General features: G+C 67.0%; 26 protein-coding genes and 1 tRNA gene. 10 read left to right on the top strand and 17 right to left on the bottom strand.

From position 1 onward, the window contains the following. Nucleotides 1–117 precede the first annotated feature (117 nt). From CFP71_RS33145 to CFP71_RS33130, 4 genes are all read left to right on the top strand, one after another. Nucleotides 118–1359 (top strand): glycoside hydrolase family 3 N-terminal domain-containing protein, encoded by a 1242-nt coding sequence (locus CFP71_RS33145; protein WP_093937874.1) that lies wholly within the window; start codon nt 118–120, stop codon nt 1357–1359. Nucleotides 1360–1509: 150 nt separating this feature from the next. Beyond that, nucleotides 1510–2448, top strand: coding sequence for a CE1 family esterase (locus tag CFP71_RS33140; protein ID WP_093937873.1), 939 nt, complete (start codon nt 1510–1512; stop codon nt 2446–2448). A 108-nt stretch (nt 2449–2556) separates the two neighbouring features. After that, the gene (locus CFP71_RS33135) at nt 2557–3261 is read left to right on the top strand and encodes a TetR/AcrR family transcriptional regulator (protein WP_093937872.1); all 705 of its coding nucleotides are present in this window, start codon (nt 2557–2559) and stop codon (nt 3259–3261) included. Nucleotides 3262–3298: 37 nt separating this feature from the next. Next, the gene (locus tag CFP71_RS33130) at nt 3299–4504 is read left to right on the top strand and encodes a cytochrome P450 (protein ID WP_093937871.1); all 1206 of its coding nucleotides are present in this window, start codon (nt 3299–3301) and stop codon (nt 4502–4504) included. Here the strand turns inward: CFP71_RS33130 and CFP71_RS33125 are convergent. Both CFP71_RS33125 and CFP71_RS33120 read right to left on the bottom strand, forming a co-directional pair. Next, complete coding sequence (locus CFP71_RS33125) at nt 4501–5142, bottom strand: histidine phosphatase family protein (RefSeq protein ID WP_093937870.1); 642 nt, start codon at nt 5140–5142, stop codon at nt 4501–4503. The genes CFP71_RS33130 and CFP71_RS33125 overlap by 4 nt on opposite strands. 99 nt (nt 5143–5241) lie before the next feature. Beyond that, entirely contained in the window at nt 5242–6039 is a 798-nt protein-coding gene (locus tag CFP71_RS33120; protein ID WP_093937869.1) for a TIGR03084 family metal-binding protein, read from the bottom strand. Nucleotides 6040–6209: 170 nt separating this feature from the next. Between CFP71_RS33120 and CFP71_RS33115 the strand changes: the two genes are divergently transcribed. Then, nucleotides 6210–6608, top strand: coding sequence for a heavy metal-responsive transcriptional regulator (locus CFP71_RS33115; protein WP_244199940.1), 399 nt, complete (start codon nt 6210–6212; stop codon nt 6606–6608). Between the two features lie 133 nt (nt 6609–6741). Here CFP71_RS33115 and CFP71_RS33110 read toward each other — a convergent pair whose 3' ends face one another. Next, nucleotides 6742–7293 carry a DUF4190 domain-containing protein gene (locus CFP71_RS33110; protein ID WP_093937911.1) on the bottom strand — a complete coding sequence of 184 codons (552 nt, stop codon included), beginning with the start codon at nt 7291–7293 and terminating at the stop codon, nt 6742–6744. 221 nt (nt 7294–7514) lie between these two features. Here CFP71_RS33110 and CFP71_RS33105 point away from each other — a divergent pair, with 221 nt between their 5' ends. Both CFP71_RS33105 and CFP71_RS33100 read left to right on the top strand, forming a co-directional pair. Beyond that, nucleotides 7515–8714 carry a sensor histidine kinase gene (locus CFP71_RS33105; protein ID WP_208636085.1) on the top strand — a complete coding sequence of 400 codons (1200 nt, stop codon included), beginning with the start codon at nt 7515–7517 and terminating at the stop codon, nt 8712–8714. Nucleotides 8715–8744: 30 nt separating this feature from the next. Further along, nucleotides 8745–9392, top strand: a complete 648-nt coding sequence (locus CFP71_RS33100; protein WP_093937868.1) for a response regulator — start codon at nt 8745–8747, stop codon at nt 9390–9392. Here the strand turns inward: CFP71_RS33100 and CFP71_RS33095 are convergent. The 4 genes from CFP71_RS33095 to CFP71_RS33080 form a co-directional block, all read right to left on the bottom strand. Beyond that, a complete protein-coding gene (locus CFP71_RS33095; RefSeq protein WP_093937867.1) occupies nt 9365–9949 on the bottom strand; it encodes a DUF7010 family protein in 585 nt (194 codons plus the stop codon). The genes CFP71_RS33100 and CFP71_RS33095 overlap by 28 nt on opposite strands. 45 nt (nt 9950–9994) lie before the next feature. Further along, nucleotides 9995–10831, bottom strand: coding sequence for an alpha/beta fold hydrolase (locus CFP71_RS33090; RefSeq protein ID WP_093937866.1), 837 nt, complete (start codon nt 10829–10831; stop codon nt 9995–9997). Nucleotides 10832–10929: 98 nt separating this feature from the next. Continuing rightward, nucleotides 10930–12777, bottom strand: a complete 1848-nt coding sequence (locus CFP71_RS33085; protein WP_208636084.1) for a hypothetical protein — start codon at nt 12775–12777, stop codon at nt 10930–10932. Nucleotides 12778–13124: 347 nt separating this feature from the next. Next, nucleotides 13125–14204, bottom strand: coding sequence for a 5'-methylthioadenosine/S-adenosylhomocysteine nucleosidase family protein (locus CFP71_RS33080; RefSeq protein ID WP_244199939.1), 1080 nt, complete (start codon nt 14202–14204; stop codon nt 13125–13127). Between the two features lie 101 nt (nt 14205–14305). Here CFP71_RS33080 and CFP71_RS33075 point away from each other — a divergent pair, with 101 nt between their 5' ends. Then, nucleotides 14306–15007, top strand: a complete 702-nt coding sequence (locus CFP71_RS33075) for an NUDIX hydrolase (protein ID WP_093937864.1) — start codon at nt 14306–14308, stop codon at nt 15005–15007. A 231-nt stretch (nt 15008–15238) separates the two neighbouring features. Here the strand turns inward: CFP71_RS33075 and CFP71_RS33070 are convergent, their stop codons facing one another. The 7 genes from CFP71_RS33070 to nfi all read right to left on the bottom strand — a co-directional run bounded on the left by CFP71_RS33070 (nt 15239) and on the right by nfi (nt 20226). Further along, entirely contained in the window at nt 15239–15763 is a 525-nt protein-coding gene (locus CFP71_RS33070; protein ID WP_093937863.1) for a winged helix-turn-helix domain-containing protein, read from the bottom strand. Nucleotide 15764: 1 nt separating this feature from the next. After that, entirely contained in the window at nt 15765–17012 is a 1248-nt protein-coding gene (locus CFP71_RS33065; RefSeq protein ID WP_244199938.1) for a sulfite oxidase, read from the bottom strand. A gap of 60 nt (nt 17013–17072) precedes the next feature. Further along, nucleotides 17073–17149 (bottom strand) — tRNA-Leu (locus CFP71_RS33060). A gap of 38 nt (nt 17150–17187) precedes the next feature. Beyond that, a complete protein-coding gene (locus CFP71_RS33055; protein WP_093937861.1) occupies nt 17188–17367 on the bottom strand; it encodes a hypothetical protein in 180 nt (59 codons plus the stop codon). A gap of 76 nt (nt 17368–17443) precedes the next feature. After that, nucleotides 17444–18772, bottom strand: coding sequence for an NAD(P)/FAD-dependent oxidoreductase (locus CFP71_RS33050; RefSeq protein WP_093937860.1), 1329 nt, complete (start codon nt 18770–18772; stop codon nt 17444–17446). 84 nt (nt 18773–18856) lie between these two features. Further along, a complete protein-coding gene (locus CFP71_RS33045) occupies nt 18857–19549 on the bottom strand; it encodes a uracil-DNA glycosylase (protein WP_093937859.1) in 693 nt (230 codons plus the stop codon). Further along, nucleotides 19546–20226, bottom strand: coding sequence for a deoxyribonuclease V (nfi, locus tag CFP71_RS33040; protein ID WP_093937858.1), 681 nt, complete (start codon nt 20224–20226; stop codon nt 19546–19548). Before nfi ends, CFP71_RS33045 begins: the two co-directional genes overlap by 4 nt. Before the next feature lie 28 nt (nt 20227–20254). On the opposite strand from nfi, the gene CFP71_RS33035 reads away from it, so the two are divergent. Together CFP71_RS33035 and CFP71_RS33030 are read left to right on the top strand one after the other, a co-directional pair. Next, on the top strand, nt 20255–21760 hold the full coding sequence (locus CFP71_RS33035; RefSeq protein ID WP_093937857.1) for a S10 family peptidase: 1506 nt from the start codon (nt 20255–20257) through the stop codon (nt 21758–21760). A gap of 341 nt (nt 21761–22101) precedes the next feature. Then, on the top strand, nt 22102–22860 hold the full coding sequence (locus CFP71_RS33030) for a hypothetical protein (RefSeq protein WP_244199937.1): 759 nt from the start codon (nt 22102–22104) through the stop codon (nt 22858–22860). Between the two features lie 128 nt (nt 22861–22988). On the opposite strand, the gene CFP71_RS33025 is transcribed toward CFP71_RS33030, so the two are convergent. From CFP71_RS33025 to CFP71_RS33015, 3 genes are read right to left on the bottom strand one after another with little or no spacing between them, the layout of a single operon-like run. Next, nucleotides 22989–24734: a S8 family peptidase gene (locus CFP71_RS33025; RefSeq protein WP_167406356.1), complete on the bottom strand. Its 1746-nt coding sequence runs from the start codon at nt 24732–24734 to the stop codon at nt 22989–22991. Nucleotides 24735–24782: 48 nt separating this feature from the next. Further along, nucleotides 24783–25781, bottom strand: coding sequence for an ABC transporter ATP-binding protein (locus tag CFP71_RS33020; protein ID WP_093937856.1), 999 nt, complete (start codon nt 25779–25781; stop codon nt 24783–24785). After that, the gene (locus tag CFP71_RS33015; protein ID WP_093937855.1) at nt 25774–26766 is read right to left on the bottom strand and encodes an ABC transporter ATP-binding protein; all 993 of its coding nucleotides are present in this window, start codon (nt 26764–26766) and stop codon (nt 25774–25776) included. The genes CFP71_RS33020 and CFP71_RS33015 overlap by 8 nt, the downstream gene beginning before the upstream one ends. Nucleotides 26767–26769: the final 3 nt, after the last annotated feature.

Below are 26769 nucleotides of genomic sequence, written 5' to 3'. Positions count from 1 at the left end.
TGTCAAGTCCGACCAGCGGGAACACGAAAGAGGAAGGAGGTGGGCCCGGTGCGGGCACGCGCAAAAGAGCACGCGATCGCGTACTAAAGGGCAACTGGGGTTACCGTCGACATCGGCATGGACGACGAACGAAACGAGCCGATGAACTCCGGGCGACCGAAGACGACGAAGCGATGGTTGACCGTCATCCTGGGGGCGGCCACCATACTGCTCACCAGCGTGCAATGCGGCACGACGACCGAAGAAGGCGGATCGGCGCAGCCCGCGGGGACCACACCCCCACCACGACTCGGCACCGCTTCGAGCCCGTCCGGCTCCGGCACACCCGCGCCCTCGCCGTCACCGAGGGCGGAGCAGTCCCCTGATCCGGGTTGCGAGGCCGTCATCGCCGGGATGAGCCCCCGGCAGCGACTGGCCCAGCTCGTGGTGGTCGGCGTGAACGCCGGCGATCCGCAAGCGGCGGTGAAGCTGGTGCGCGATCAGCAGGTCGGCGGGATCTTCCTCGGCGGCAACGAGACGGCCCTGCTGCAGAACCGCGCGCTGGACGAAGTACAGAAGGCCGCGAAGGTGCCCGTGTCGGTGGCGATCGACGAGGAAGGCGGCCGCGTCCAGCGGATCGACGCCCTCGACGGCGAAATGCCCAGCGCCCGGAAGATGGCCAAGACCATGACCCCGGACCAGGTGCGCGCGAAGGCCGCCGACCGAGGTCGGCAGATGCGGGCTCGCGGCGTCACCGTGGACTACGCGCCCGACGCCGACATCACCGACCAGCCGGATCGCGACATCGTCGGTGACCGGTCGTTCAGCGCGGACCCCGAGGTCGCGCGCAAGTACGTCCTGGCGTTCGCGCAGGGACTGCGGGACGCCGGGGTGCAGCCGGTGCTGAAGCATTTCCCCGGCCACGGGCACGCCGCCGGGGACTCCCACAAGGGGCTGGTGCGGACGCCGCCGCTGGCATCGCTGCGGAAGGTCGACCTGGTGCCGTACCGCGACCTCGGCGAGTACGGCGAGGTCGGTGTCATGGTCGGGCATCTGGACGTGCCCGATCTGACCGGCGGTACGCCGTCGACCCTGTCGGCGCCGGCGTACCGGCTGCTGCGAAAGGACTACGCGTTCGACGGCCCGGTGATCACGGACGATCTCGGGGCGATGAAGGCGATCACGTCGCAGTACCCGCTGCCGACGGCGGTACTCAAGGCCTTGCAGGCAGGAGCGGATCAGGCGCTGTGGTCCTCCGGAGGCAACGTCGGCACGGTGCTGAACACACTGGAGCAAGCGCTTGCGTCCGGCGATCTCCCGACCGCCCGGGTCGATGAGGCCCTGGCCCGGGTGCTCGCGGCGAAACAGGCTTGCGGCTGACCGACGGCGAGCCCCGGCGAGGCGGCCGGACGGGCCGCCCGGCGGGGTGACAGGAGAAGCGGTCCGAAAACTCAATGAACACAATGCTGACCAGGCTCGAGCCGAGGGTGACCCTGATCACCGCCCCGCCGCCCGATCAAGGAGGATCGCGTGCCTGGTCCCACGAAGTTCCTGCGCCGTCTCGCCCTGGCGACAGCCGCCACTGCCGGACTGAGCCTGCTCACCGTACCGATGGCGTCGGCCGCGCCGTCGTCGATCGACCATCCGGTGCGGACCACCGGCTGTCACCGTCCGTCCCCGGTTCCCGCCGGGACGACGACGCTGCGGACTTTGACCTCCGGCGGCCTGGTCCGCGAGTACACCGTGCACGTTCCAGCGCGCTACCAGCCCGCACGGCCGTACCCGCTGGTGTTGTCGTTCCACGGCCACAAGCGGACGTCGGGGTATCAGGAGGAACTATCCGGGTTTTCCGCGTATGACGCGATTTCCGTCTACCCGCAAGGACTTGTCGGTACCGACGGCGAGTCCGCGTGGACGGGCGCGCCGTATTCGGCGGCCGCCGACGACGTGCTCTTCACCAGCGATCTGCTGAACACGCTCCAGCGGGAACTGTGCGTCGACTCCCGCCGGATCTACGCGACGGGCAAGTCGAACGGCGGCGGTTTCGTCGGCGTTCTCGCCTGCCGGATGCCGGGCCGGATCGCGGCGTTCGCCCCGGTCGCCGGCGCGTTCTATCCGCAAGGCGGCGAGTGCCACCCGTCGCGCCCCGCTCCGATTCTCGACTTCCACGGAACGGCCGACAAGACGATCCCCTACACCGGCAATCCCGCGAAGGGCTTGCCGACGCTGCCGGACTGGCTCGCCGCGTGGGCGGACCGGAACGGCTGCTTCTCTCGTCCGATCGAGTACTCGCCGAAGACCGACGTCACCGTCCAGCGCTGGCTCGGTTGCTCGCTCCAGCACTACCGGGTCGAAGGCGCCGGGCACGTCTGGCCGAGCACGGCGCCGAACAACGACTCCGCCACCCCGACCGTCATCAACGCGACGCCGGTCATCTGGAACTTCCTGCTCGCCCACCGTCTGCGTTAAGAACCCGTCGATTTCCTTGCCGGACCCGCCCCTCCGGCGCTACCGTCGAACTTGACCGGATGACCAGATGAGCAAATCTGGTCATGAAGTCAGAGACTGGGAGCGCACGTGGCAGAACGTCCGGACCGCACCGCCGGCCGCGCCGATCGCATCCTCGACGCGGCCGGCGTCCTGCTGTCACGGCTGGGCTATCGCAAGGTGACCATCGAGGACATCGCGAGTCAGGCGGGCATCGGGAAAGGCACGATCTACCTGCACTGGCCCACCAAGGAAACCCTTTTCCACGCGTTGCTCCTGCGCGAATCCCTCCGGGCCGCCGCGAATCTTCTCGATCGGTTGGACAAGGATCCGGCGGAGGTCGTCCCGCATCGGTTCCAGCGGGCCGCGTTCCTGTTCACCCAGCGCAATCCGTTGCTCGGCGCGCTCATCACCGGCAACACCGAACTGCTGGGCCGGTTGAAGCGACATCCCTTGCAGGATCAGGACACCGTCGTCACCGAGCGGTATCTGAAGACGATGACCGACCGGGGTCTGCTGCGCGACGACATCCCGAATCTGCTCTTTTCCCTGCGCGCCTCGGCGTTGGGGTTCTACCTGATGGACAGCTTCACCGGCGACGGCACCGGCCTCACACCCGAGGAGAAGGCCGACGCTCTCGCGCACATCATCCGGACGGCCTTCGAGCCGCCGGAGCCACCGTCCACGGCGAATCTGGCCGACGCAGCGGCCGAAGTGATCGAAGCGTTCCGGGATCTGATCTCGTCCTATGGCGCCTGGATCTACCGAAAGGACGGTACCGGGGAGCCCGGCTGATCCGGGCTCCTCCACCACGAGAAGAAGGGGGCAAGCCATGACCACGATCGCCGAAAACTGGGGCGTCCACGAAGCCCAGTTCTGGCTTCGAGGTGAATTCCCGGCCGACCCGGTCGGTTTCGAACCCGCGACGGGCGCGTGGAATGTCTACGGTCACGCCGAAGCACTGCAAACCTTGAGTGATCCCAAGGTGTTCTCCTCCGACACCGCCCGCCTGATCCCCAAAGAGATGTCGCCGAAAAAGGATCAGTTCATCGAGGGCAACTTGCTCCAGATGGATCCGCCGGACCACAAGAAGCTGCGTACGCTGGTCAGCCACGCCTTCACGCCGAAGGTCGTCGCGGACCTCGAACCACGGATCGCCACGCTGACGAACGAACTCCTCGACGCCGTCGACGGCGCGGACTCGATGGAATTGGTGACACACCTGGCTTATCCGCTGCCGGTGATCGTCATCGCGGAACTGCTCGGCATCCCGGCGAGCGACCGCGACCTGTTCAAGGAATGGGTCGACACGTTGCTGCGGAACAGCCAGCAACGGTCGCTGACCGAGCAGACCGAGGAGGACAGGAAGGCCGCCGAGGAGACGCAGGAACAGCTGAACAACCTCGTCGGCTATCTGGGCGAACACGTCGAGGATCGACGGAAGAACCCGCGTGAGGACCTGCTGACCAAGCTCGTCGAGGCCGAGGTCGACGGCACGAAACTCACGCAGAACGAAGTCGTCAATTTCGCGAACGTGCTGCTGCTGGCCGGGCACATCACCACCACGATGCTGCTCGGGAACACGGTGCTCTGCCTGGATTCCCACCCGGACGAGTACCGGCGCGTCCGCGAGGACCGTTCGCTGCTGCCCGCCACCATCGAGGAATCACTGCGTTTCCTCAGCCCGTTCGCACTCGTCGCCCGCGCCACGACGACCGAGGTCGAACTGGGCGGACAGAAGATCCCGGCGGACAGCATGCTGTTCACCTGGGTCGCGGCGGCGAACCGGGATCCGCGCACGTTCACGGATCCGGGCAAGTTCGACCCGGCGAGGAAGCACAACCCACATCTGGCCTTCGGCCGCGGGATCCATTTCTGCATCGGCGCCCCGCTCGCCAGGCTGGAAGGCAAGACGGCGCTCAACATCCTGCTGGACCGGTTCCCTGATCTGCGCACCGATCCGGCCGTGCCGCCGTCGTTCATCCCCAGCCCGCACATGACCGGGGTGAACGGGCTCCAGCTGCTTCTGAAGCCCTAACGGCCGGCGAACCGGGAGGCGAGCGGGACCACCACTCGCGGAATCCGTTTCCCGGGCGTGTACCGAAGTTCGGTGATGTTGCCGTTCGGCACGAGGTAGGTGTCGGCGAACGTGCGGAAACCGCGCATGGCCTCGCTGTCCGGGATGGTGATCCCGGTCAGCAGCGACCACATGACCGCGCGGATGAAGAGCCCGTGCGTGAAGACGGCGATCGGCCCGGGCTCCCGTTCTCCCAGCCGGGTCAGGAATTCCTGGGTCCGGGTGAAGAGACCGGCGAAGGATTCCGCGCCGTTCACCGCGTGGTGTGGATCGGCCCGCTCCCAGTAGGCCTCCGTATACGGCTTACGGATCGCGGTGGTGGTGACCTGTCCATGGAGTTCGCCGAGAAAGGTGAACTCCTGGACAGGCCACTCCTCACAGTCCGCGCCGGGATACCGCTCGATCGTCGGCTCAGCGGTCTGCCTCGCCCTCAGGAACGGCGACGTCACGATCAACCGGGGTGGTTCGGCCAGTGCTCCCGCGACTTCGAGGGCTTGCCGTCTGCCCAGTCCGGTCAGTGCCGACGCCCCCGGCTCGCCGCCGGGAAGGCCCGCGTTGCTCTCGCTTTCCCCGTGCCTGATCAGCCACACCCGTGCCACGATCGCCTCCTAGACCCCGTGTGCCCTCGACGATCGCACCGGGCGGAGTTGATCGCGACTTCCAGGATGCCCTGATTCGTCACGGAAGCGACGCGGTTCTCAGCTGTCGAACTGCCCCGGCGCGCGACCCTCTCCCGCGGGACCGCGGTACGCCTGCGCGATGTCCAGCCAGTGGTCCGCGAGCGCGCCTTCGGCACGGACGTCGACGTCGTCGCGGTGACGGCGCCGCGTGACCAGGAGGCAGAAGTCCTCCGCGCTGCCGGTGACCCGCTGCCGTGAGTCCTCGGGCCCGAACGTCCACAGCTGACCGGAGGGCGAGGTGACCTCGAAGCGGAACTCCTGCTCCGGCGGGGTCAGGCCCCGTGCCTCGTATCCGAAGTCCCGCACGCGGACGGCGAACCCGACGAGGTACGCGAGCCGGTCGGTCCGCTCCGGCCGCACGCCCAGCGCGTCGGCGACGTCCTGGCCGTGGGCGAACAGTTCCATCATCCCGGCGCAGGCGAGGATGGCCGGCGGCAGCGGGTTGACCAGCCACGGCACGACCTGGTCCGCCGGGACCGCCGCGAGCGCCTTGATACCGGCGTCGCGTTCGGCGCGCCATCGGCTCAGCAGCACCTCGTTGGGGTCGCCGAGGTAGTCGTCGAGGGCCGCGTTGACGGCGGCGTCGAAACCGCGCGCCATCGACGTCTTCGCGAGTTCGGCGAACTTCCGCGGCTCGGCCGCGGACAACCCGGCGATCTTGAAGATGAAGGAGAGGTGAGCGATCTGGTGCTTGATCGACCAGCCGGCCGCGGGCGTGGGCAGATCCCAACCCGCGTCGTCCAGGTCGGCCACCAGGGCGTCGACCTGTTCACCCTCCGTGGTGAGGTCCCTGATCACGTACCGGAAGTCAGTCACCGTGCCGTCCTCTCGCCGTTTCCACCCTCTCGAATGATGCGGACGCGCCGGCCCGTCGTCTTCTCCTCGCGAGTCCCGTCGGATTCGGACTTGATTCTGGAGCCGGGTCCAAGTTCTACGCTCGGGACATGCGAATCGAAGCGGCGACGACGGCGTTGACGATGTTCTAGGTGACCTCGCGCGCCGGGGTCCGGCCGGACACCGTGCGCTACTACGAGCGCATCGGCCTCCTGCCCGTCCCCGCGCGGACGAGCGGGGCGCACCGGCGCTACGACGAGGATGTCATCGAAAGGCTGCGATTCATCCGCGGCACCCAACGGCTCGGGCTGACGTTGGCGGAGATCGCCGACCTGCTGAGCGTGCGCGATACCGGGGTGTGCCCGTGCGAACCCGCCGAAACCATGATGGAACGCCATCTCGCCGAGATCGACGCGGAAATGGCGCGACTCGGCGAATTGCGCGCCGAGCTCACTTCCCTGCTGTCCGGGATGTCCGGCGAGGACTGCGCCGATCCGCTTCCCGGCACCTGGTGCCCACCCGACCGTGCCCCTGGGGAAGGAGGTGGATGACATGTGTGACTGTGACTGCTGCGGCACTGGCTGCTGCTGACCCGCTTCGGCGGGAGCGGGCCGCGCCCGCCGGGTCGCGAAGGCCTCCCCGCCACCCCGAGAATGGCGAAGGAGGCCTTTCACCGTCCCGCCGTCACACTCCGGTGCAGGCGGCCGTGGCGAATTCCCCGGAAGCGGTCTTGGTGGAGACCATCGCGCCGTCGACGGTGATCTTGCAGGTGACGGATCCGCCGGTCTCGCCCGTCGTGACCGTGAGCGTCCCGCCCTTGTAGACGCCCTTGTTTTCGACTTCCTTGTTCCAGGGCAGCGCCGGAACCGTTTCGGTGAGGGGGTTCAGCACCTCGCCGTAGATGACCTCGACGTTCGTGGCGTCGCCGGTGATCTCGTAGGACACCTTCGCGGTGCGGTTGAGCTCGTTGTTGACCTCGTTGACGGCCGCGTTGAACACGAAGATCCACACCACGCAGACCACGAGCCCGAGCGCGGACAACGCGATACCGGTGATGGAGAGCCCCTTGTTCGAGGCTTTTCCGTTCTTGACGCGGATCAGCCCGATGATCGAGAAGATCAGGCCGAGGATCACCAACGGCCAGGCGATGACGCCGATGAACGGGATCGGGGAGAAGACCAGCCCCACCAGGCCGAGGACGAAGCCCGTGACGCCGATGCCGTTACGGGGTGGCATCGGGCCGCCGGGGGCTTGCGGGGCCGGCGTGTAGGGGGTTTGCTGGGTCACGGGTTTTCCTTTCCAAAGGGATGAACGACGCGGCATACAACCAGCGATCGCGAGGCCTCCGCGTCGTCCTCGGCGCGTGAACCCGTTACGACGAAAGTCGTAATTCGCGTTCTTCGAAGAATCGGTTCCGCTGATGCGGACGACCTGGCCCGCTTGCGTACGCTCGGCGCATGGCAAGACGTGTGCTCGGGGTGGTGCTCACCGTGGTGGCGGTCGCGGCGTGCGTGATCAGCAGCATTTTCGTCTTCAGCGCCCAGGGTTACCTTCCGGCGACGAAATCGTTCGATCCGACCTGGTGGTCGACACTCGGGTTCTTCACCGGGATCGCGGCGGCCGTCATGCTCTGCTGGCGGCACAAATGGCCGGAACTCGTCCTCGGCATCGCGCTCGTGCCACCGCTTTGTTTCCGGTCCGACGCGCTGGCCGCGCTGGTCGCCCTCGCCGCCTTGGCCGCGCGCCGGCGCGACAGTCTCTTGTGGATCGGTTCCGCGCTCGTCTACGTCGCCACGGCGTGGGCGTTGTTCGGTGACGCCAACCGCCATCCCGACGTGACCGTCGCGGGGCAGATCGTCGGCAAGCAGTTCTCCGCCGTGCAACTGATGGGGACGCTGACGGTCGCCGTCGTGATGACGGCCGTGCCGCTCACCGTCGGGGTGGTCCGCGGGATGCAGGACACGCTCGCGATCCGTGAGGCCAAGGAGGAGGAACTCCGCGCCGAGATGACCCGCCGGGCGGAACGCACCCGGATCGCGCGCGAGATGCACGACGTCCTCGGGCACCGGCTTTCCCTGCTGTCCTTGCAAGCCGGCGCGCTCGAGGTCAGCAAGGGACCCGCGACGACGGAAGCGGCGAAGACCGTCCGGACGACCGCGCGCCAGTCCTTGGAAGACCTGCGGCAGGTCATCGGTGTCCTCCGCGACGGCCAGGGCTTCGGCGAAAACGGCGAGAACGGCACCCATCCCGAACCGCCGCAACCGACGTTGGCGGACATCCCCGAACTGGTCGCCAACGCCCGCCGGGCCGGGCTGGGGGTCAACGTGACGATCCTGCTCGACGACGCGGGCGGTGCCCCGGTGCTGCTCGGCACGACCGCGTACCGGATCGTCCAGGAGTCGATGACCAACATCCTGAAACACGCGCCGGGTGCGGCGGCCGAGGTTTCGGTCCGCGGCGGGCCGGGCAACGGGCTGACCGTCGAAGTCGTCAATCCGCTGCCCGCGACACCCACCGCGGGGAAGCCGCCAGGCGGGGGAACCGGGCTGACCGGAATCGGCGAACGCGTCACCCTGATCGGCGGAAACGTCAGCACCGGCCCCACCGAAGAACGCACATTCGCCGTCCGGGCTTGGCTACCGTGGGGACACCACTAACCTGTCCGGGTGAACCAGCGCCCACTGCGAGTGCTGCTCGTCGACGACGACCCGCTCGTGCGAACCGGCCTGTCGATGATCCTGTCCAGCACGGACGACATCCGGGTCGTCGCGGAAGCGGGCGACGGGGACGAAGCCGTGCCGAAGGTGACCATGCACGCTCCCGACATCGTGCTGATGGACATAAGGATGCGGCGGATGAACGGCCTCGCCGCGACCGCGGCCGTCACCTCCCTGCCCAATCCGCCGAAGGTCCTCGTGCTGACCACCTACGACCTCGACGAGTACGTCTTCGACGCGCTCGGCGCGGGCGCCAGCGGGTTCCTGCTGAAGGAGGGCTCGCCGCAGGAGATCATCGACGCGGTGCGCGTCGTCGCGGCGGGTGAGGCGATGTTGTCGCCGCGGACGACGCGGAAACTCATCGGGCATTTCGTCGCGGCCCGGGTGAGCCCGCGGCGTCATCGGGCACGGGCCGGGCTGAGCACCCTGACCGAACGGGAACGGGAGATCGTCACCGCCGTCGCCCAGGGCTGGACCAACGCCGAGATCGGCGCGGAACTGCATCTGAGCGAAGCGACGGTGAAGACCCATATCACCCGGATCTTCGCGAAACTCGACGCGACCAACCGGGTCCAGCTGACGATTTTCGCCTACGAAGCGGGGCTGGTCGCTCCCTGACGGTCCGTCCCGAGCAACCCGGCGACGACAGTCGCCCAGAGCACGACGGCACCGCCGAAGCCCGGCACGAGCTGCCAGGCCGCCGTCCAGCCCGCGACCGCGAGCACGGCGGCCAGCACGGCGACGACGCACAGCAAGGCGCTCAGCACCAGAAAACGCCGCGAGCCGAACAACTTCGCGAACGGCAGGAAGTGCAGGCCGACCACGAAGAGCACCCACGCGGGCACGGCCTCCGGAAGGTCGAAGACCGCCGACAGCACTCGCGCCCCGGCGAAGATCCCGACCAGCATGAGCAGCACCGCGATCCCGTACTGCTTGCCGAACGGGCTTTCCTCCCGGCCGCCGCCCGCGGGCAGCCCGGCACCTCGGCGGGCTGTCAGCACGAGCCAGGCCACCAGCGCCACCACCGCGGCCACACCCACGACGACCAGCGCCGTCGAGCCGCCGGAGACGGAGGAGGCGCCAAAGAACCACCAGGCGGCCCCGAATCCCACTCCGATCGCGGAACTGATCAGCAACGTGATCAAGTGCCCCTTGGTGAACTGTCCGTCTGTCATCGCTTCCGGGTCTCCTCCTCCCCCCGGCGGAACAGTACCCGGGGACTACGCGAGCCCGGCGAGGATGGTGGCCGCCTCCTGCGGGTGCATGAGGAAGCGGACATGGCTGCTCTCGAGCGAACGCACGTCGGTCGGGTTCTCCGGGGTGAGCGCGTCCGCCTCTTTGATGAAGCGGTCCTGGAGCGCGAGCGGGATAGACCGGTCTCCCGTGAGCCTGATGTAGGTGCGCGGAATCCGGCCCCAGGTGGCGGCCTCGGCGCGTTCGGTGCCCACGTCGAGACTCTCGTCCGGTTCGAGGGTGTTGAGGTAGGCGAAGAACTCCTGGTCGGTGCCGTCGTCGAGGATCGCGATCTTCAACGCGGCCAGCAGCGCGGGATCAGCGGTGCGCCAGTTCATCCGGAGCGCGCCGAGCGCGGCGGGGTCGGCGAGGACGACACCGCCGACGTCGTTGAGCGCACTGCTCGCGTTCTCGGGCGCCTGCATGTACTCGCCCAGTGTCGCGTCGACGCAGCACCACGCGGAGATGTAGACGAGCCGGTCGATCAGGTCCGGGACGGCGTTGCCCGCCCCGGTGAGCGGGACCCCGCCGCGGCTGTGCCCGACCAGGATGACCGGCCCGTGCGCGGCGGCCTTGCGCACGACGTCCACCACCCGCTCGACGACTTCGGCGGAGGTGACACCGGCCTGGTTCGACGGCGCCGTGGCCAGCGCTCCCAGGTCCTGAGGAGCCTGGTAAGCCGCGTGGAAACCGGCTTCGAACCCGTGCCCGGGAAGGTCGACGGCCAGCGTGCGGTGGCCGAGCAGGGCGAGTTCGCGTTGCAGCGGGTTCCAGGTGAACGAGTTGCTGCTGGAGCCGTGAACGAAGACGTAGGTGGGAGTCACGGTTCGTATCCTGACATCCCGGCTTTGCCCGGACCCGGCATGGATTGCGTTCGGAAGGGTGTCGCGAGCGGCCCCCTCGTCCGCTCGCGACACCCTGCTCAGGATTCCTCACCCTCCGGATGAGATTCGGGCTCATGACCGAGGAAGGAAATGTCACCCTTCTCGAGAAAGCCGATCTGACGGCTGCCTGTCCGCCAATCCTGTGAACGGCGACGCCGGCGTTCCTGTTCGCGGACGATCCAGTCGCGTCCCTCCGCCGCGACCGCTTCCAGGACATGCAACGCACCCGCTATGCCGGACGCCATCAGCGAGGTCTGAAGGACCACCGACTCGTCTTCCATGGTCACGTCGGTCAGGCCACCCGCACCCTCCACCAGAACGGTGATGTCCTCGCTACTGAGCAGGGACAACCGGAACTCACGGCTCCGCACACTTACAGCGCCGAGGTGTGCCGGATCGTCACCGCGAACGACGTATCTCCGGTTGTCCGCGAAACGGATACCGACCTCGACGACATGGGCGGAAGCCAGCGCGTCGTAGCGGAACGACTTTCGCTGTTCGTTGTGCACGTCACCGGTGAGGAAGTTCAGCTGGACCTCGATCTCGCGCACCCCGCTCTTCGTCAGCATGAAGACCAGCACCGCGTACTTGGAGTACCTGAGCGGACCACGTGGAACGCGTGCCCGCTGCGCGTCGGGGGTGCCTTCGGTCAGGACGACGTGGGCGACGAGATCGCGGTTCACCAAGGAAGCCCGTCTGAGTGCCTCGGTCTTGAGATGGTTCTTGTCGAGGTCAAGCCAGCGCGCCATCTCCGCGTCGCTCGGCCTGTCAGCGAGAAATTGCCGCCACTCCGAGTACGCCCGCTGCTCGGCGTCGTAGGTCGCCTGCGCCGCGGCACGCTCCAGAATCTCGTCCTTTTGCGTCGCCAGGACATGGACGGCGCCCTTGACGGCTAGAAAGCCTCCGATCGCGAAGAAGAACGCGACGGCCACGAAACCGCCCCCTGCGAAGAGCAGGAACAGCGATCCGGCGACGCAACCGCCCACACTGGCCTTGAACAAGGTGGGCACACTCCCTGTCGGCCGCATCGAATCCCTGTAGGCGAACAGAGTTCCTGCACGCCACTGATCCGCGACCTGGCGCACGTGCCAGCGCATGAGCCACAGGACGCTGTCCGGTTCCACCTGGGCGTTCCCGTACAGTGCGACGAAACGAGTCTTGAGATACTGGCGGATACCGAAGGTTTCGGTATCCCAATTCCCTCGAATGTGAGGTCTCGCCTCGGCGAAGCTCAGGTCGACCAACTGATGGATCCGCTCAACGAAGCGAGTCGAGACCCAATGCCCGGGTGAAATCGGCTGCACGATTTGAGGCGGGATCCCGTATTCGCGGTTCTTGCTCGCCAGCCGCCTCTTCGCGACTTCCAACTCCAGTCCCCAGCGGAAAGCGCCGAAACCTCCTGTGCCCACCGAGAGCAGGCCGAGCAGGCCGAGGGTGACACTCCCGTCCACGAAGCCTCCGACGGCGGAGAACAGACCGAGAAGAAGAGCGAAAACCCCCGAAACAAGTTTGACCCAAGCGCCGGCACCCGCCGGGGTCGGCACGATCTTCCGAATGCGCGGTGGCGCGGGATCGGGCTCGAAGAACTTCCACGCGCGGCCGGCCCTGTTCTGCGCCAACCTGTCCTCGGCGACCGTCTTCGCGTAGACGACATCAAGGCTGTCTTGGACCGCGCCACTGAGGATCATGTTGAGATGGCGGGTGATCTCCCGCTGACGTTGCGGCGGCAGATCACCGAAGTTCTTCAACGCGACCTTCATCGCCTGCGGGTCGAACGTGCTCCCGATCTGCTGTCCCCATACGCAAGTGACAAGATCCGACACGACATCGAGCGCGCTGCGCCATTCCCCGGACCCGAAACCTGCGGCCAAGGCGATCGCGTCCAAGAAGGCGTCGTGCACCTCGTCGTTCATCTCGCCGAGCGAACGCCCGCTGAACACGGCCAGTGCGTAGTAGTACGCGAATTCAGCGGAGGTGATCTGGCCTTGCTTCATGACGTCACGGAAGATCTCCTGCGCCATGCGGGCGTTGCCGCCTTCGAGGTGATTCTTCGCCACTTTGAGTTTTCGTTCCGGAGGATCTTCCGGGGTGACGTGATAGGTGTTCTCGTGTCGATGGAAGGTCGTCGATCCATAGTTCACGCCGATCTGCTGACCGACGGTCGAGTTGCCGGACGCGACGAACTCGGGGTGTGGCCCGTTCGGCCCCGGCCCGTACTGCCACTGCGGCGGGGTCATCGAGACCTCCCGGAATCACCTAGATCGATGGTGACGTCGCCGTGATTCGTTCCGATCTGCTGCCCCACTCTCGCGTTGTCACGCGCGACGAACTTGTGTGATGACGGCGCCTGCGGCCGCATCGACGAATTCCGCTTCTCTTGGCCGTCTTCATGTCCATCGGCGAGTTCGGTGGCCACGGCGATGGCGAATGCCGCCGCGTTGGCCGCGGCGACGTCCTGCCAGCCTTCGGCATCCGTCCGATCCTTGGCACCACCCGCGAGATCACTGATACCGCGAATCGTGACAGTGGGAACGCGTTCGTTCAGTTGACCGGCGGAGGCGAACCCCGCGCTTTCCATCTCGATCGCGATCGCGTCGTTGTAGTTGCGCCTAAGTTGGTGTGCCAGGTCCGAGGTTCGCGAGTTGAGCACGACATCACCCGCCGCAATCGGCTCGAACCAGACCTTCGGCACCGATGATTCGTCGCCTCTTCCTTCCTCCGATCGGATCCACTGTTCGTCCCTGGCAAGGAAACGGGCGATCTGATCCACCCCGTGCGGAATCTCCCAGGCACGTGGCCGCGCGAGAAACTCCGCGTCTTCGCTACGTCCCCCTTGGTAGGCATAGACCTTCGTGGCCACGACGACATCACCCAGTCGCAGCCAGTCTCGCAGTCCTCCCGCGACACCGGAGAAGATCACGGTCGACGGTTTGAACTCCGCGATCGCCCTTTCGGTAAGCGGGGCCGCCGACAAGTTGCCCATACCCACCACGGCCGTGGCGACCTTGCTGCCGGGACGACCGGGAAGTTCCCCGATTTCGAACAGGGTTCCGGCGGAATGCCGATGATGTACCAATCCTTTCAACCGAACACGAACCGCGGCGTACTCGGTCTCCAACGCGGTCAGAATGACGATCATGAGACCACGCCGATTCTTTTCACCACAATGCTTTCCTCTCACAGGCCGCGTCGATGACAACGACGCGATGTAGCCGGACATGGCGAAGACGCGGTCGCCCGCCAAGACGACGGGGCGGGCGACCGTGAGGCGGGAGTGCTTGGTGCAGCCTGCACGGTAGCCGAGTACTGTCATTCTCGTCAATTAGACGATTACTACGGCGAGGCTAGACTGTCCCAGGTGGACACAAAACCTCGCCCACGCTCGTCGCCGAAACCCCGACGGAAGGCGGCAGGATGACCGACGACGACTGGACGATTCCCGAGATCACAGTGGCGGTCGACCTCGCGATCCTCACGGTGAAAGCAGGCTCCCTGCAGATCATGCTCGTGAAACGGGGCATCCCGCCGTTCGAGGACGAGCTCGCACTGCCAGGCGGCTTCCTGGAATCCACGGCCGAGGACCTGGACTCCGCGGCCGCCCGTGAACTCACGGAAGAGACCGGCCTGCGCGCGGAAGACCTGCATCTGGAACAGCTGAAAACCTATGGAGGCCTGGGTCGCGATCCACGCGGCCGGGTGGTGAGCGTGTGCTACGTGGCCTTCACCCCGAACCTCCCCGCCCCCGCGGCCGGCGGCGATGCACGCGAGGTGATCTTGACTCCTGTCGACGACGTGCTACGACCACAGGTGACGATGGCCTTCGACCACAAGGAGATCGTCGCCGACGCCGTGGAACGCGCCCGGAACAAGCTCGAGTACACGACACTGGGCGCCACCTTCTGCGCTCCGGAGTTCACGATCACCGACCTGAGGCAGGTCTACGAGATCGTCTGGGGCGAGAGGCTCGACCCCCGCAACTTCCATCGCAAGATCACCAGCGTGCCGGGCTTCCTGACCCCCACCGGCGGACGTGTCACCAGGCAAGCGGGCCGCCCGGCCGCCCTCTACCGCCGCGGACCGGCCACGATCCTCCATCCCGCAATGCTGCGAACCTGATCACCCCCTTTACCGTCACCTTGACGTTAACTTGCAGTCGGCGATACCCTGGGAGCCATAATCGTCATTCTGACGAAAAGGGGCTGCGATGGAGATTCGATCGACACTCAGATCTGCCGCACGAGTGGTCGGCTTGACGTTCGTCAGCGGTATCGCCTGCGGCATGATTGTGTCCGGCTGCAGCCATGACCAGGCCCGAAGCTCTTCCACGCCAGAAAACCACGACCACACTCAGTCCGCGATGAACACCTCGGCCGTCCCGTCGAACCGGTAGCCGACCCCGCGCACCGTCGTGATCGGCGTCAGCGCGGGCTCCAGCTTCCCCCGGATCTTCCGGATGTGGACGTCCACGGTCCGGCCGTTGCCGCCGGACAGCCCCCACACCTGCGCCATCAACGTGACGCGGTCGAAGACCCGGTCCGGATTCCGGCTCAGGAACAGCAGGAGGTCGAACTCCAGCCTGGTGAACTCCAGCACCTCGCCGCGCAGCAGCACTCGCCGCGAATCCGGCTCGATCCGCAGTGGCTGCGCGGACTCGCCGAGCCGGCGGCGTCGGCCGGCGAGTTCGACGACCTGACCGGAATTCGCTTCACCTGCCTGGAAAGTCCGCGCCGTCAGCGTCACCCCGACGGTGTCCTCAAAGGACTCGAGCAGGCGCGCGGCGATCGCGGCGGCGTGCTCTGAGTCGGTGCTCACCCGTAACGCCAGGGTCAGCTCGACGGTCGGCTCCCCGCTCACCGCGACCGACTGGGTCATCTCACACCACCCTGACCGGATGCCGGACGACGGCGTCGAACAGGTAGCCCTGGGTGTTGAGCGGAGTGACCTCAGGCTGGGTGACCCCGGTGATGTCCGTGGCCCGCGCACGCAGGGTGCGGGCGCCGGGAACACCGGCGCGCCAAGGGATTTCCCAGCGCTGCCATCCGCGATCCGCTGCCGCGCCCACGAACTTCGCCTGCCGCCAGCCGTCTCCCGCGTCGACTTCGACCCGTCGGATCCGGCCGTTGCCCGACCACGACCGGCCGCGCAGCACGTGCCTGCCACCGGCCGCGAACTCGGCGTTCCAAGGCAGCTCGAACGCGCTCTTGACCACCTGCCGGGTCACGACCGTGCCCTCCGCCGGATAGTCCGGCCCGAGCAGCCGGTAGTACTGCGTGTTCCACGGCGACACCAGCGGCGTCTCCGAGACTTCGATCCGTCCGAGCCATTTGATCGACGAGATCCCGATCCAGGACGGCACGACGAGCCGGACCGGATGGCCGTGGTCCGGCGGGAGCGGGCGCCCGTTCATCTCGTAAGCCAGCAAGACGTCCTGAAGCGCTTTCGCGATCGGCAGCGGGCGCCGTACCTTCCCCAGGTTGACCCCGCCGGTGACGTAGTCGGCGTCCAGGCCCTCGGGCAGGACGTCCACCGCGTGCCGGGTCAGTCCCGCCTTGGCCAGCACCGTGGACAGCCGGACACCGCGCCAGCGCGCGACCCCGATCGCGCCGAGCTTCCAGGCCGTGCCGGACACCGTCTGCCCTTGTTGGCTGGTGAAGTAGCTCCGGCCGTTGCCCGCGCATTCGATGGCGGAGGTGATCGTCTCCGCAGGCAATCGGCGTAGATCGTGATAGGTGAACTCGACGGGCCTGTCCGCTGTCGGCGCACCGCGCAACCCGGTTCCGAACAGCTTCAAACGCCAGGCGCCGGTGTCGATCGACGGGGTGGCGGTGTGGTTCCGCACGAAGAACCGCTCGACCGGTGTCAGGTATCCCTGCCCGCTCAACGCCTCCCAGCGCGTCTCCGCGTTGGTGCCGTAGACCTCGAAGATCTCCGGCGGCAGCGGCTTCACGATCGGTGTCGCGGCCGACGCCGTCCCGGCCGGGAACGTTCCGAGCGCCGTCAGCGCGAGCGAGCCACCGGCGGCCAGCCGAAGCATCCCGCGCCGCGATATCCCGTCGGCTCGCGCTTCACCCGCACGCCACTGCGCGAGCCGGGTGCGGTCATAGGTGGCTTCGTCGGTCATGCCGGTCATTGTCGGCAGCGGCCGTCCACCCGGACCAGCACGTCCACAGTGCGGAACATGTGGTGCCCCGGACGGGGATCGAACCCGCACTGTGTCGATTTTAAGTCGACTGCCTCTGCCAGTTGGGCTACCGGGGCACGGGTCAGCCTAGGCGATGCCCTCGACCGGTGATGACCTAGTTCGCTTTGCCGGCTTGGCGATACTTCAGCCAGCTGTTGCCGACGAGGTCCCAGATCGCCTGGTACTGGTCGAACCTGATCCGCTCCACGAGATCGTGGGCCAGTTCGAGCGGGGTCAGTCCTGGCCGGGGCAGGGCGGATCGGATGGGCGGCTTCAGCTTCCGGAATGCCTGCACCGAACACCCTAGACGCGGTGAAGGCCTCCTTCCCTACGCTCAAGGTAGGGAAGGAGGCCTTCACGGAGCTACCGCCTCAGGACTTCGACAGCCTGTCGAACTCCTCGCGCGGGTTGTTGATCTGGCCGAGCGAGATGACCTCGCGCCGGAACAGGCCACCGAGCATCCAGTCGAACAGGATGCGGATCTTGCGGTTCCACGTCGGCATCGCCTTGAGGTGGTACGCGCGGTGGAAGAGCCAGGCCGGGAAGCCCTTGATCTTCAGGTTCAGCGCGTCGGCGACACCCTTGTGCAGACCGAGGCTGGCCACCGCACCCAGGTTCTTGTGGTAGTAGTCCTTCGGCTTGCCGCCGCGGATCACCTTGATGATGTTCTTCGACAGCAGGCGCGCCTGGCGAACGGCGTGCTGCGCGTTCGGCGGGCAGGTCGCGGTCGGGTCCTGCTCGGTCCGCGAGAGGTCCGGCACGGCGGCGTTGTCACCGGCGGTCCAGACGTCGGGGTGCCCGACGACCTGCATCGCGGCGGTGGCCTCGACGCGGCCGCGCTTGTCCAGCGGCAGGTCCGAGCTGGCGAGCACCGGGTTCGCCTTCACACCGGCGGTCCAGATGATCGTGTCGGTGTCGAACTCGGTGCCGTCCGAGAGCACGACGTGGCCGTTCTCGAACGACTTCGCCGCTGTCGACAAATAGACTTCGATGCCGCGCTTCTCGAGCTGCTCGACGGTGTACACACCGAGCGTCTCGCGCACCTCGGGGAGGATCCGCCCGGCCGCCTCGACGAGCACCCAGCGGATGTCCTCGACCTTGAGGTTCGGGTAGTAGTTCTCCACCGCGAACCGGGTCATGTCCTCGAGCTCGGCGAGCGCCTCGATACCGGCGAACCCACCACCGACGACGGTGAACGTCAGCAGGCGTTTGCGCTGCTCGGGGTCGAGCGTGCTGGCGGCCTCGTCCAGCTTCGTCATGACGTGGTTGCGCAGGTAGATCGCCTCACCGATGGTCTTGAAGGCGATGCCTTCCTCGACCAGGCCCGGGATCGGCAGGATGCGCGCCACGGCCCCGAGGGCGACCACGAGGACGTCGTAGTTCAGCTGCTCGACGTGCCCGTCGGCGGCCTCGACCGTGATGGCCTTGCGCTCGTGCTCGATCTTCGTCACGCGCGCGGTGAGCACGTGGCAGCGCTTGAGCACGCGCCTCAGCGGCACGACCACGTGCCGCGGTTCGATCGCACCGGCCGCCGCCTCGGGCAGGAAGGGGGCATAGGTCATGTGCGGCTGCGGATCAACGACCGTCACGGACGCTTCGTTGGCCCGGAGCATCTTTTGGAGCCCGTACGCCGTGTAGAGCCCGACGTACCCACCACCGAGGACGAGGATCCGTGTCGGTTCCGACTTAACACCAGCCATATTTCTATAGTCGCACCCATCAGCTGAGATCGCTCGTGTACCCCATCCCGCTGTGACCAGCGTCGCCACGGTTTCCGCACCGATTCAGTTCAGGCCAGCCGCCGAGGTCGCGGAGGCCAGGACGTCGCACACCATGTCAAGCGTCAGCCTGCCGGTCTGGACATTGCGCTGCGACACGTGGTAGCAGCCGAAAAGACGCAGGTCGCCGAGTTCAACCTCGGCTCCGTGGCCGAATTTCGGGCGTGGCGTGGGCACCGGCCAGCCCGCCTCCGCGAGCACCGGCAAGAGCGCTTGCCAGCCGAACGCGCCGAGCACGAAGACGGCCTTGAGTGTCGGTTTGAGCAACGTGAGCTCTTCGACCAGCCAGGATCGGCAGGTGTCCCGCTCCTCAGGTGTGGGCTTGTTGGCGGGTGGCGCGCATCTCACCGGGGAGACCATCCTGGTCCCCCGCAGCTCGAGCCCGTCACCTATCCGGGTCGCCGTCGGCTGTGAGGCGACACCGACCCGGTGAAGCGCCTTGAACAGGACGTCGCCGGAGGGGTCGCCGGTGAACATCCGGCCGGTCCGGTTCGCGCCGTGTGCCGACGGAGCCAGGCCGACGATGGCCAGCGACGCGTCCGGCGGGCCGAATCCGGGCACCGGCCGGGCCCAATAGGTCTCGCCGGCGAAAGCCGCGCGTTTGACCACGGCGATCTCCTCGCGCCACGCGACCAGCCGCGGGCAGGCGCGGCAGCCGACGACCTCGGCGTCGAGTTCGGCGAGAGAACGGAACTTCATAGCGCCTCCTTCAACGCGTCGCGGCAGAGGCGATCGGCGTGCCGGGTCGTCTCCGGCTGCCGGAAGTCCGGGCACAGCCGCAGCACCTGGCGGCAGGCGTTGTCCAGGGAGATCTTGTGACCGACGGAGACGTAGACGGGCTTCACACCGTCCTGGGTGCGCAGGACGGCGCCGACGACCTCGCCGTCGTCCAGCAGAGGCGCCCGTGAACCGCGTTCCGCGCCGGGCTCGTCGTGCTCGCCGATGAACCGGGTCTTGCCCACTCCGACGGACGGAAGACCGGTCACGACCCCGACGTGGCACGCCAGCCCGAATCTGCGTGGGTGAGCCAGCCCGTGCCCGTCGCAAACCAGGAGATCCGGGACGTGATCGAGCGCGCGGAGGGCGTCGAGCAGCGGGGGCAGCTCGCGGAAGGCGAAAAGACCCGGTTCGTACGGGAACGAGACCTCGGAAACGACGGTTCGTTTTTCCACGACACGGAAACCGGAAGTTTCAAGCGTGACCGCGGCGGCGGCGATGAGGCCGCTGTCCTCGTCGTAGGCGACATCGAGGCCGGTGACCGTGGTGATCTCTTGTGGACAGCGATCTTCGAGATCGACCGGGCCACGCAGGGTTTCCTGGATCTCGATCGCCTGGCGGGGCGTGTTCGGGCGATCATGCGCCGTGACGATGTCCACCGGTACAGACTGCCAGTAAGTTGGGGGTATGCCGGACACCAATCCCGAATCGAACACCGTGACGGCCACCGACGACAAGGACACCCCGTCGGTGGAAACCAAGGCCGAACCGACCGACGACCTGGTCGCCACGAAGCACACGCTGACACTCAAGCGGCGCAAGCTCGCCTACACCGCCCGGACCGGGCGGATCGTGCTGCGGAAGGAGGTCGTCACCGACGGGAAGTCCGAGGGCCATCAGGCCAAGGCCGAGGTGTTCGTGACCGCCTACACGCTCGACGACGCGGAACCCGGCACGCGCCCGGTCACCTTCGCGTTCAACGGCGGCCCCGGCTCGGCGAGCGTCTGGCTGCACATGGGCCTGCTCGGCCCGCGCCGCGTGCTGTCCGGTGACGTCGACGACCCGGTCGCGCCGCCCTACGGGCTGACCGACAACCAGGAAACCCTGCTCGCGCACAGTGACCTGGTGTTCATCGACCCGGTGTCGACCGGCTACTCGCGCGCCGTGGACGGTGAAAAGGCCAAGGAGTACCACGGGTTCACCGCCGACATCGAGTCCATCGGCGAGGTCATCCGGCTGTGGGTGTCGCGGGAGAAGCGCTGGCTCTCACCGAAGTTCCTCGCCGGCGAGTCTTACGGCACGCTCCGCGCGGCCGGGCTGGCGTCGCACCTGCAGGAACGCCATGGGATGTACCTGAACGGGCTACTGCTGATCTCGTCGGTGCTGGACCTGGGCACCCTGCGGTTCACCGAGGGCAACGACCTGCCGTACTCGCTCTACGTGCCGACTTACGCGGCGATCGCGCACTACCACGGCCTGCACGGCGACCGTCCGCTCGACGACGTCCTCGCGGACGCCGAGGACTTCGCGGCCAAGGAACTCCCCTGGGCCCTCGCGCGTGGCGCCCGTCTGTCCACACAGGACCGGGCGGAGGCGGTGGCGACCCTCGCTTCCCTGACCGGTCTGAGCGAGTCCTATGTGGACCGTGTCAACCTGCGGATCGAGCACGTCCGCTACTTCACCGAACTTTTGCGGGACAGGGGTCTCACCGTCGGCCGGATGGATGGCCGATTCACCACCTGGGAACCCGACGGCGGCCGCGAGCACATGAGCGACGACCCGTCGATCTCGCGGATCATCGGCGCCTACACGGGCGGGCTCAACCACTACGTGCGCGCCGAACTGGGCTACGAGAACGATCTGCCGTACGAGATCCTTTCGACGGACGTCTTCAAGGCTTGGTCGTACTCCGACTTCGAGGGCCGCTCGGTGTCCTCTGTGGACTCGCTCGCTTCCGCTATGCGGGCGAATCCGCACCTTCGGGTGCATGTCGCCTTCGGCCACTACGATGGCGCTACGCCGTACTTCGCTTCGGAGCACGTGTTGGCGCGGCTGCAGATTCCTGAGGAGCTGCGGGACAACATCGACACGGCTTACTACCCGGCGGGGCACATGATGTACGTGCACGAAGAGTCGCGGGTGCGGCAGGCGAAGGACCTGGCGAAGTTCGTCAAGGCCGCCTCGGGGAAGTAGCACTGTCCCTTTCACGTCCACGCAGCGTGTCATGAGGGGTCCCCTTAAGACAAAATTTGTCCTAAGGGGACCCCTCATGACACTCGATGGTCGATTCTGTCGGTGCGAGGCCCGACCATCACAGCGTGAAACTCACAAAACTCACCCAGTCAGAAGCCCACCTTCTCCGTCACAGCAAGAGCGGAGTGATCACTGCCGAGCAATTGGAGAGGCTCGGTATTCCGCAGCGGACGACCTACCGAAGATGCCAGCCGAACGGGCCCTGGACGCATCTCCTACCGGGAATCGTCCTTCTCGACCGAGCCCAACCCACCGCGAGACAGCGGGTCGAGGCAGCCAGGATGCACACAGACCTGTTCGGCATCGTGACCGGCTTCGAGGCTGCTCGTAGGTATGGTCTCCGGTCAGTACCGAACGACGGTCTCGTACACCTGCTTGTTCCGCACACGCACCGCTTTTGCGACAAGAGGTTCGTGATCGTGGAACGGACGAGGTACCTACCCGAACCGGTCCACCTGAGGGCCGTGCCGCTGAGCCCGCCGGCACGAGCCGTCATCGACGGCCTGCGCAGAACGAGAATTTCGGACGTGGTGAGCGCGGTACTGTTGGAGGCACTGGAAAGCGGCTTGTGTACCTATGCCGACCTCGCGCACGAACTCGCCGAAGGCAGTCAGCGAGGCACCGCGCTTCCACGGGCCACACTAGAGGTACTACAGGCAGACATCCGATCGGTGCCCGAACTGGATGCGGCGTCCTTGTGGAAGCGGGCCGGCCTGCCAGCGACGGTGTCCAACGTGAAGCTGTTCGATCAGAACGGCCGGTTCATCGGGATGCCCGATCGCTGGTGCGACGACGTCGCCATGGCTTGGGAGATCGACTCCTGGGAGTTCCATCAACGGGGCAGGCACTACGCCAAGACGCTGGACCGCAACAATCGATACGCCGCGAATGGGATCGTCGTCGTACAAACGCTGCCGAGCAGGCTGCGCAGTGACCCCAAGTCGGTGATCGCCGAGCTGCGAGCCGGATATCGAGCCGCGAAGCATCGGCCCCGACCCGAAATCCGCGTCGAGCCAGGACCGATCCGCCGAGCCTCATAGTCGGGCACCGAACGTCATGAGGGGTCCCCTTAGGACATTTTTTGTCCTAAGGGACCCCTCATGACACTCCCCTGGCGCCGCAGCCGCAAAGCGAAGCGAGCGTAAGCGACACCAAAGGGACCGAGTGATCAGCCTCGCAGGAACTCCGAGCCGCGAGTGACGGCCGACCAGGCGTCGACGGCCCCGTGACCGTAGAAGCCGTTGAACGAAGCGTCACCGGTGCAGGTCGCGGTGAACGACGCGTCCCGGCCTTCCTTCAGGTAGTCGACGGTCCGCGGCGTCGGGCAGGCGATGTCCGAAGCCGTGCCCTCGAGCACCCGCTGCACGGCGTCCGGGTTCATCCCGAAGTCGCGCGAACCCTTGCCGTACTGCGAAACGATGAGCGCGGCGACACCGGTCGCGTGCGGCGACGCCATCGACGTCCCCTGCAGCCACTGGTAGTAGCCGACGCGGCCATCGGCGGCGGTCGCCTTCTGGACCCCGGCGGTGACACCGGCCGGCGTGATGTTCCCGGCCGCGTCGATGTTGCCTTCCGCGACACCGACGTTGCGCGGGTAGGTCGAGAGGATCTGGTTCTCGACCGTGCGGTACCACGGGGTGCCGAAGTAGTCACGGAAGTATCCGCCGGGTGCGGAGACCGAGATCTGCTCGACGCCGTAGTTCGAGTAGTCCGCCTTCGCCTGCGAAGGACCGAAGGACGAGACGCCGATCGTGTGCGGGCCTTCGATGGGCAGCGAGAGGCAGCTGTTGTCGATCTGCCGCGGGTGGGTGCTGTTCGACGGGTAGCCCGGGCTCGACGCGTCCGGCTGCGGGGCGGCGAGGTCGCTGTGCTGGTTGCCCAGCGAGACGACCTGCGTGACGCCCTTGCGGTGCGCGTAGTTCAGCGCGCGGGTGGTCGCCTCGATGATGGTGCGCTGTTCCGCCTGCTGCGCCGGGGTGTCCGCGGGGTTCGCGGCGCAGTTGTACAGCCACGGGTCCGTGAAGAAGGACATGTTGACGACGTCGACACCGGCGTCACCCGCGTAGGTGATCGCGTCCACCGTCGGCTGCAGGAAGAAGAAGCCCGAGTCCTGCCCGGCGCGGATGTTCACCAGTGTCACGTTCGGCGCGACGCCCGAGACGCCGAAGCCGTTCGCGGCGGCGCCGATGGTTCCGGCGACGTGCGTGCCGTGCCCGTTGTCGTCGTGGTCCACCGGGTCCTTGCAGCCGCGGAATTCACACGGGCCGTCGACGACGGCGCCGTTCACGTCGGAGACGATGTCCTTCGTGAAGTTCCGCGACGCGGCGAGATCGAAGTTCGGCGCGATGTCCGGATGGCTCGCGTCGACACCCGTGTCGATGATGCCGACCTTCACCCGCTTGTCGCCCGGCTGCTTGGTGCGCGAAAGGTCCGAACGGACGGACTGGAGGCCCCAGAGCTGATCGTCGAGCGGGTCCATGCCGACGGCCTTCGGCTGCGCCGGCTTCTTGGCCGACGCGGCGCCGCGGCTCTCCTTCTCGACGACGTTCGGCTTGACCTTCGCCTTGCCTTCCTTCGGCGCGGTGCCGATCGGCTTCGCCTTGGCCGCACCGAAGACCGAGCGGTCCGCGGAGACCCGCTCGGCGAAACCGTTGGCCGGCGCGGTCGCGGTGATCAGGCCGACCGCGGCGTTGCTGGTCACGACGGTGCCACCGGCGGCGCGGATCGCCCGTTCCACCGACGCGACGCTTTGCCCTTCACGGGCCAGAACCGAGAATTCGGTCGCCGCGCCGGAAAGCGCCGGCTGCGCGGACGCGACCGGAGTAGCGACGATCGCACCGAACAGCGGTACCGCGAGCGCGATCACGAGAGATCTGGGTCTTTTCACTTCCTGCCTCCTGAAGAAACGATTCATGAAAACTACGTCAGCGTTCTCCGCTTATCAACGAAGTCCCTACGAAAGTCAGGGGACGACCGTTTTCTCCTCCGCGAAATGACAGGCGGACAAATGCCCGCCGGATCGGGTGATCAATTCGGGTTCCTGATCAGCGCAGATGTCCTGCGCCTTCCAGCACCGGGTGCGGAACCGGCAGCCGGACGGCGGATCCAGCGGACTGGGCACGTCGCCTTCCAGGCGGATCACCTGCCGCTGCCCGCGCAGCGCCGGATCCGCGACCGGAACCGCGGACAGCAGCGCCTGCGTGTACGGATGCGACGGGTGTTCGTAGATCTCCTCTTCCGTCCCCATTTCCACGATCTTGCCGAGATACATCACCGCGACCCGCGTGGAAAGGTGACGGACAACGGACAGGTCGTGTGCGATGAAAACGTAGGAAAGACCGAATTCCTTTTGCAGTTCGCCGAGCAGGTTCATCACCTGCGCCTGGATCGAAACGTCCAGCGCGGAAACCGGCTCGTCGCAGATGATGACCTTCGGCCGCAACGCCAGCGCCCGCGCGATCCCGATGCGCTGACGCTGCCCGCCGGAGAACTGGTGCGGATAGCGGTTGATGTGCTCGGGATTCAGCCCGACGACGTCGAGCAGCTCCCGCACCTTCGCCGCCCGCGATCCCTTCGGCGCCACCTCGGTGTGGATCTCGAACGGTTCGCCGATGATGTCGCCGACCGTCATCCTCGGGTTCAGCGAGGTGTACGGATCCTGCAGCACGATCTGGATCTCGCGCCGCAGCTTCCTGAGTTCGGCTCCCCGCAAGGCGAAGATGTCACGGCCTTCGAAGGTCGCGAGCCCGCCCGTGGGCTCCTCCAGGCGCATCAGCACCTGGGCCAGCGTGGACTTGCCGCAGCCGGATTCCCCCACCACGCCGAGGGTTTCCCCCGGCATGAGATCGAAGGAAACGCCGTCGACGGCCTTCACCTGGCCGATCGTGCGCTTGAACAGGACCCCGGCCCGCACCGGGAAGTACTTCACCAGGTTCTCGACCCGCAGGATGGGCTCAGACACGGCCGCTCACCACCTCGTCGGCGAAGTGGCAGGCGCTGACCCGGCCGAAACCGAGGGTGTGCAGAGCGGGCCGTTCGGTCTCGCACCGGCTTTCCGCCCGCGGGCACCGCGGATGGAACGGGCAACCGGGCGGAACGTTCAGCAGGCTCGGCGGCAGGCCCTTGATGGTCTCCAGCGTCTGTCCTTTGAGGTCGAGCCGCGGCAGCGAGGCCATCAGCGCCTCGGTGTAGGGATGCCCCGGCGAGCGGAACAACTCGGCGACGTCGGCCTGTTCGACGATCCGGCCCGCGTACATCACGGCGATCCGGTCGGCGACCTCGGCGACCACCGCCAGGTCGTGGGTGATCAGGATCAGGCCCATCCGCCGTTCGGCCTGGATCTCCGCCAGCAGGTCCATGATCTGGGCCTGCACCGTGACGTCGAGCGCCGTCGTCGGCTCGTCCGCGATCAGCAGATCGGGGTCGAGCGCGAGCGACATGGCGATCATCGCACGCTGCCGCATCCCGCCGGAGAACTGGTGCGGGTACTCGCGGACCCGGCGGGCGGCGGCGGGGATGCGCACGATGTCGAGCAGTTCGATCGCCCGTTTACGAGCGTCCTTTTTGGACATCCCGAGCCGGACCCGCAACTGCTCTTCGATCTGGAAGCCCACGGTGAAAACGGGGTTCAGCGCGGACAGCGCGTCCTGGAAGATCATCGCGATCTCCCCGCCCCGCACCTCACGACGCCGTTCTTCGGAGGCGGTGAGCAGATCCTCGCCGCGGTAGCGGACGGCGCCGCCGGTGACGACGGCGGGCGGGCTGTCGAGGATGCCCATCACCGTCTGCGCGGTCACGCTCTTGCCCGAACCCGATTCTCCCAGCACGGCGAGGGTTTCCCCGGCGTGCACGGAGTAGTCGACCCCGTTCAGCACGGTCGCGACACCGTCCGGGGTCCGGAATTCGACGTGGAGGTCTTCCACCTCTAGCAGCAATTCGTCGGACACAGC

It is taken from the genome of Amycolatopsis thailandensis (genome assembly GCF_002234405.1).
Classification (GTDB): Bacteria; Actinomycetota; Actinomycetes; order Mycobacteriales; family Pseudonocardiaceae; genus Amycolatopsis; species Amycolatopsis thailandensis.
The sequence above is the reverse complement of the archived record's forward strand: the minus strand, read 5'-3'. Positions and strand labels throughout refer to the sequence as shown.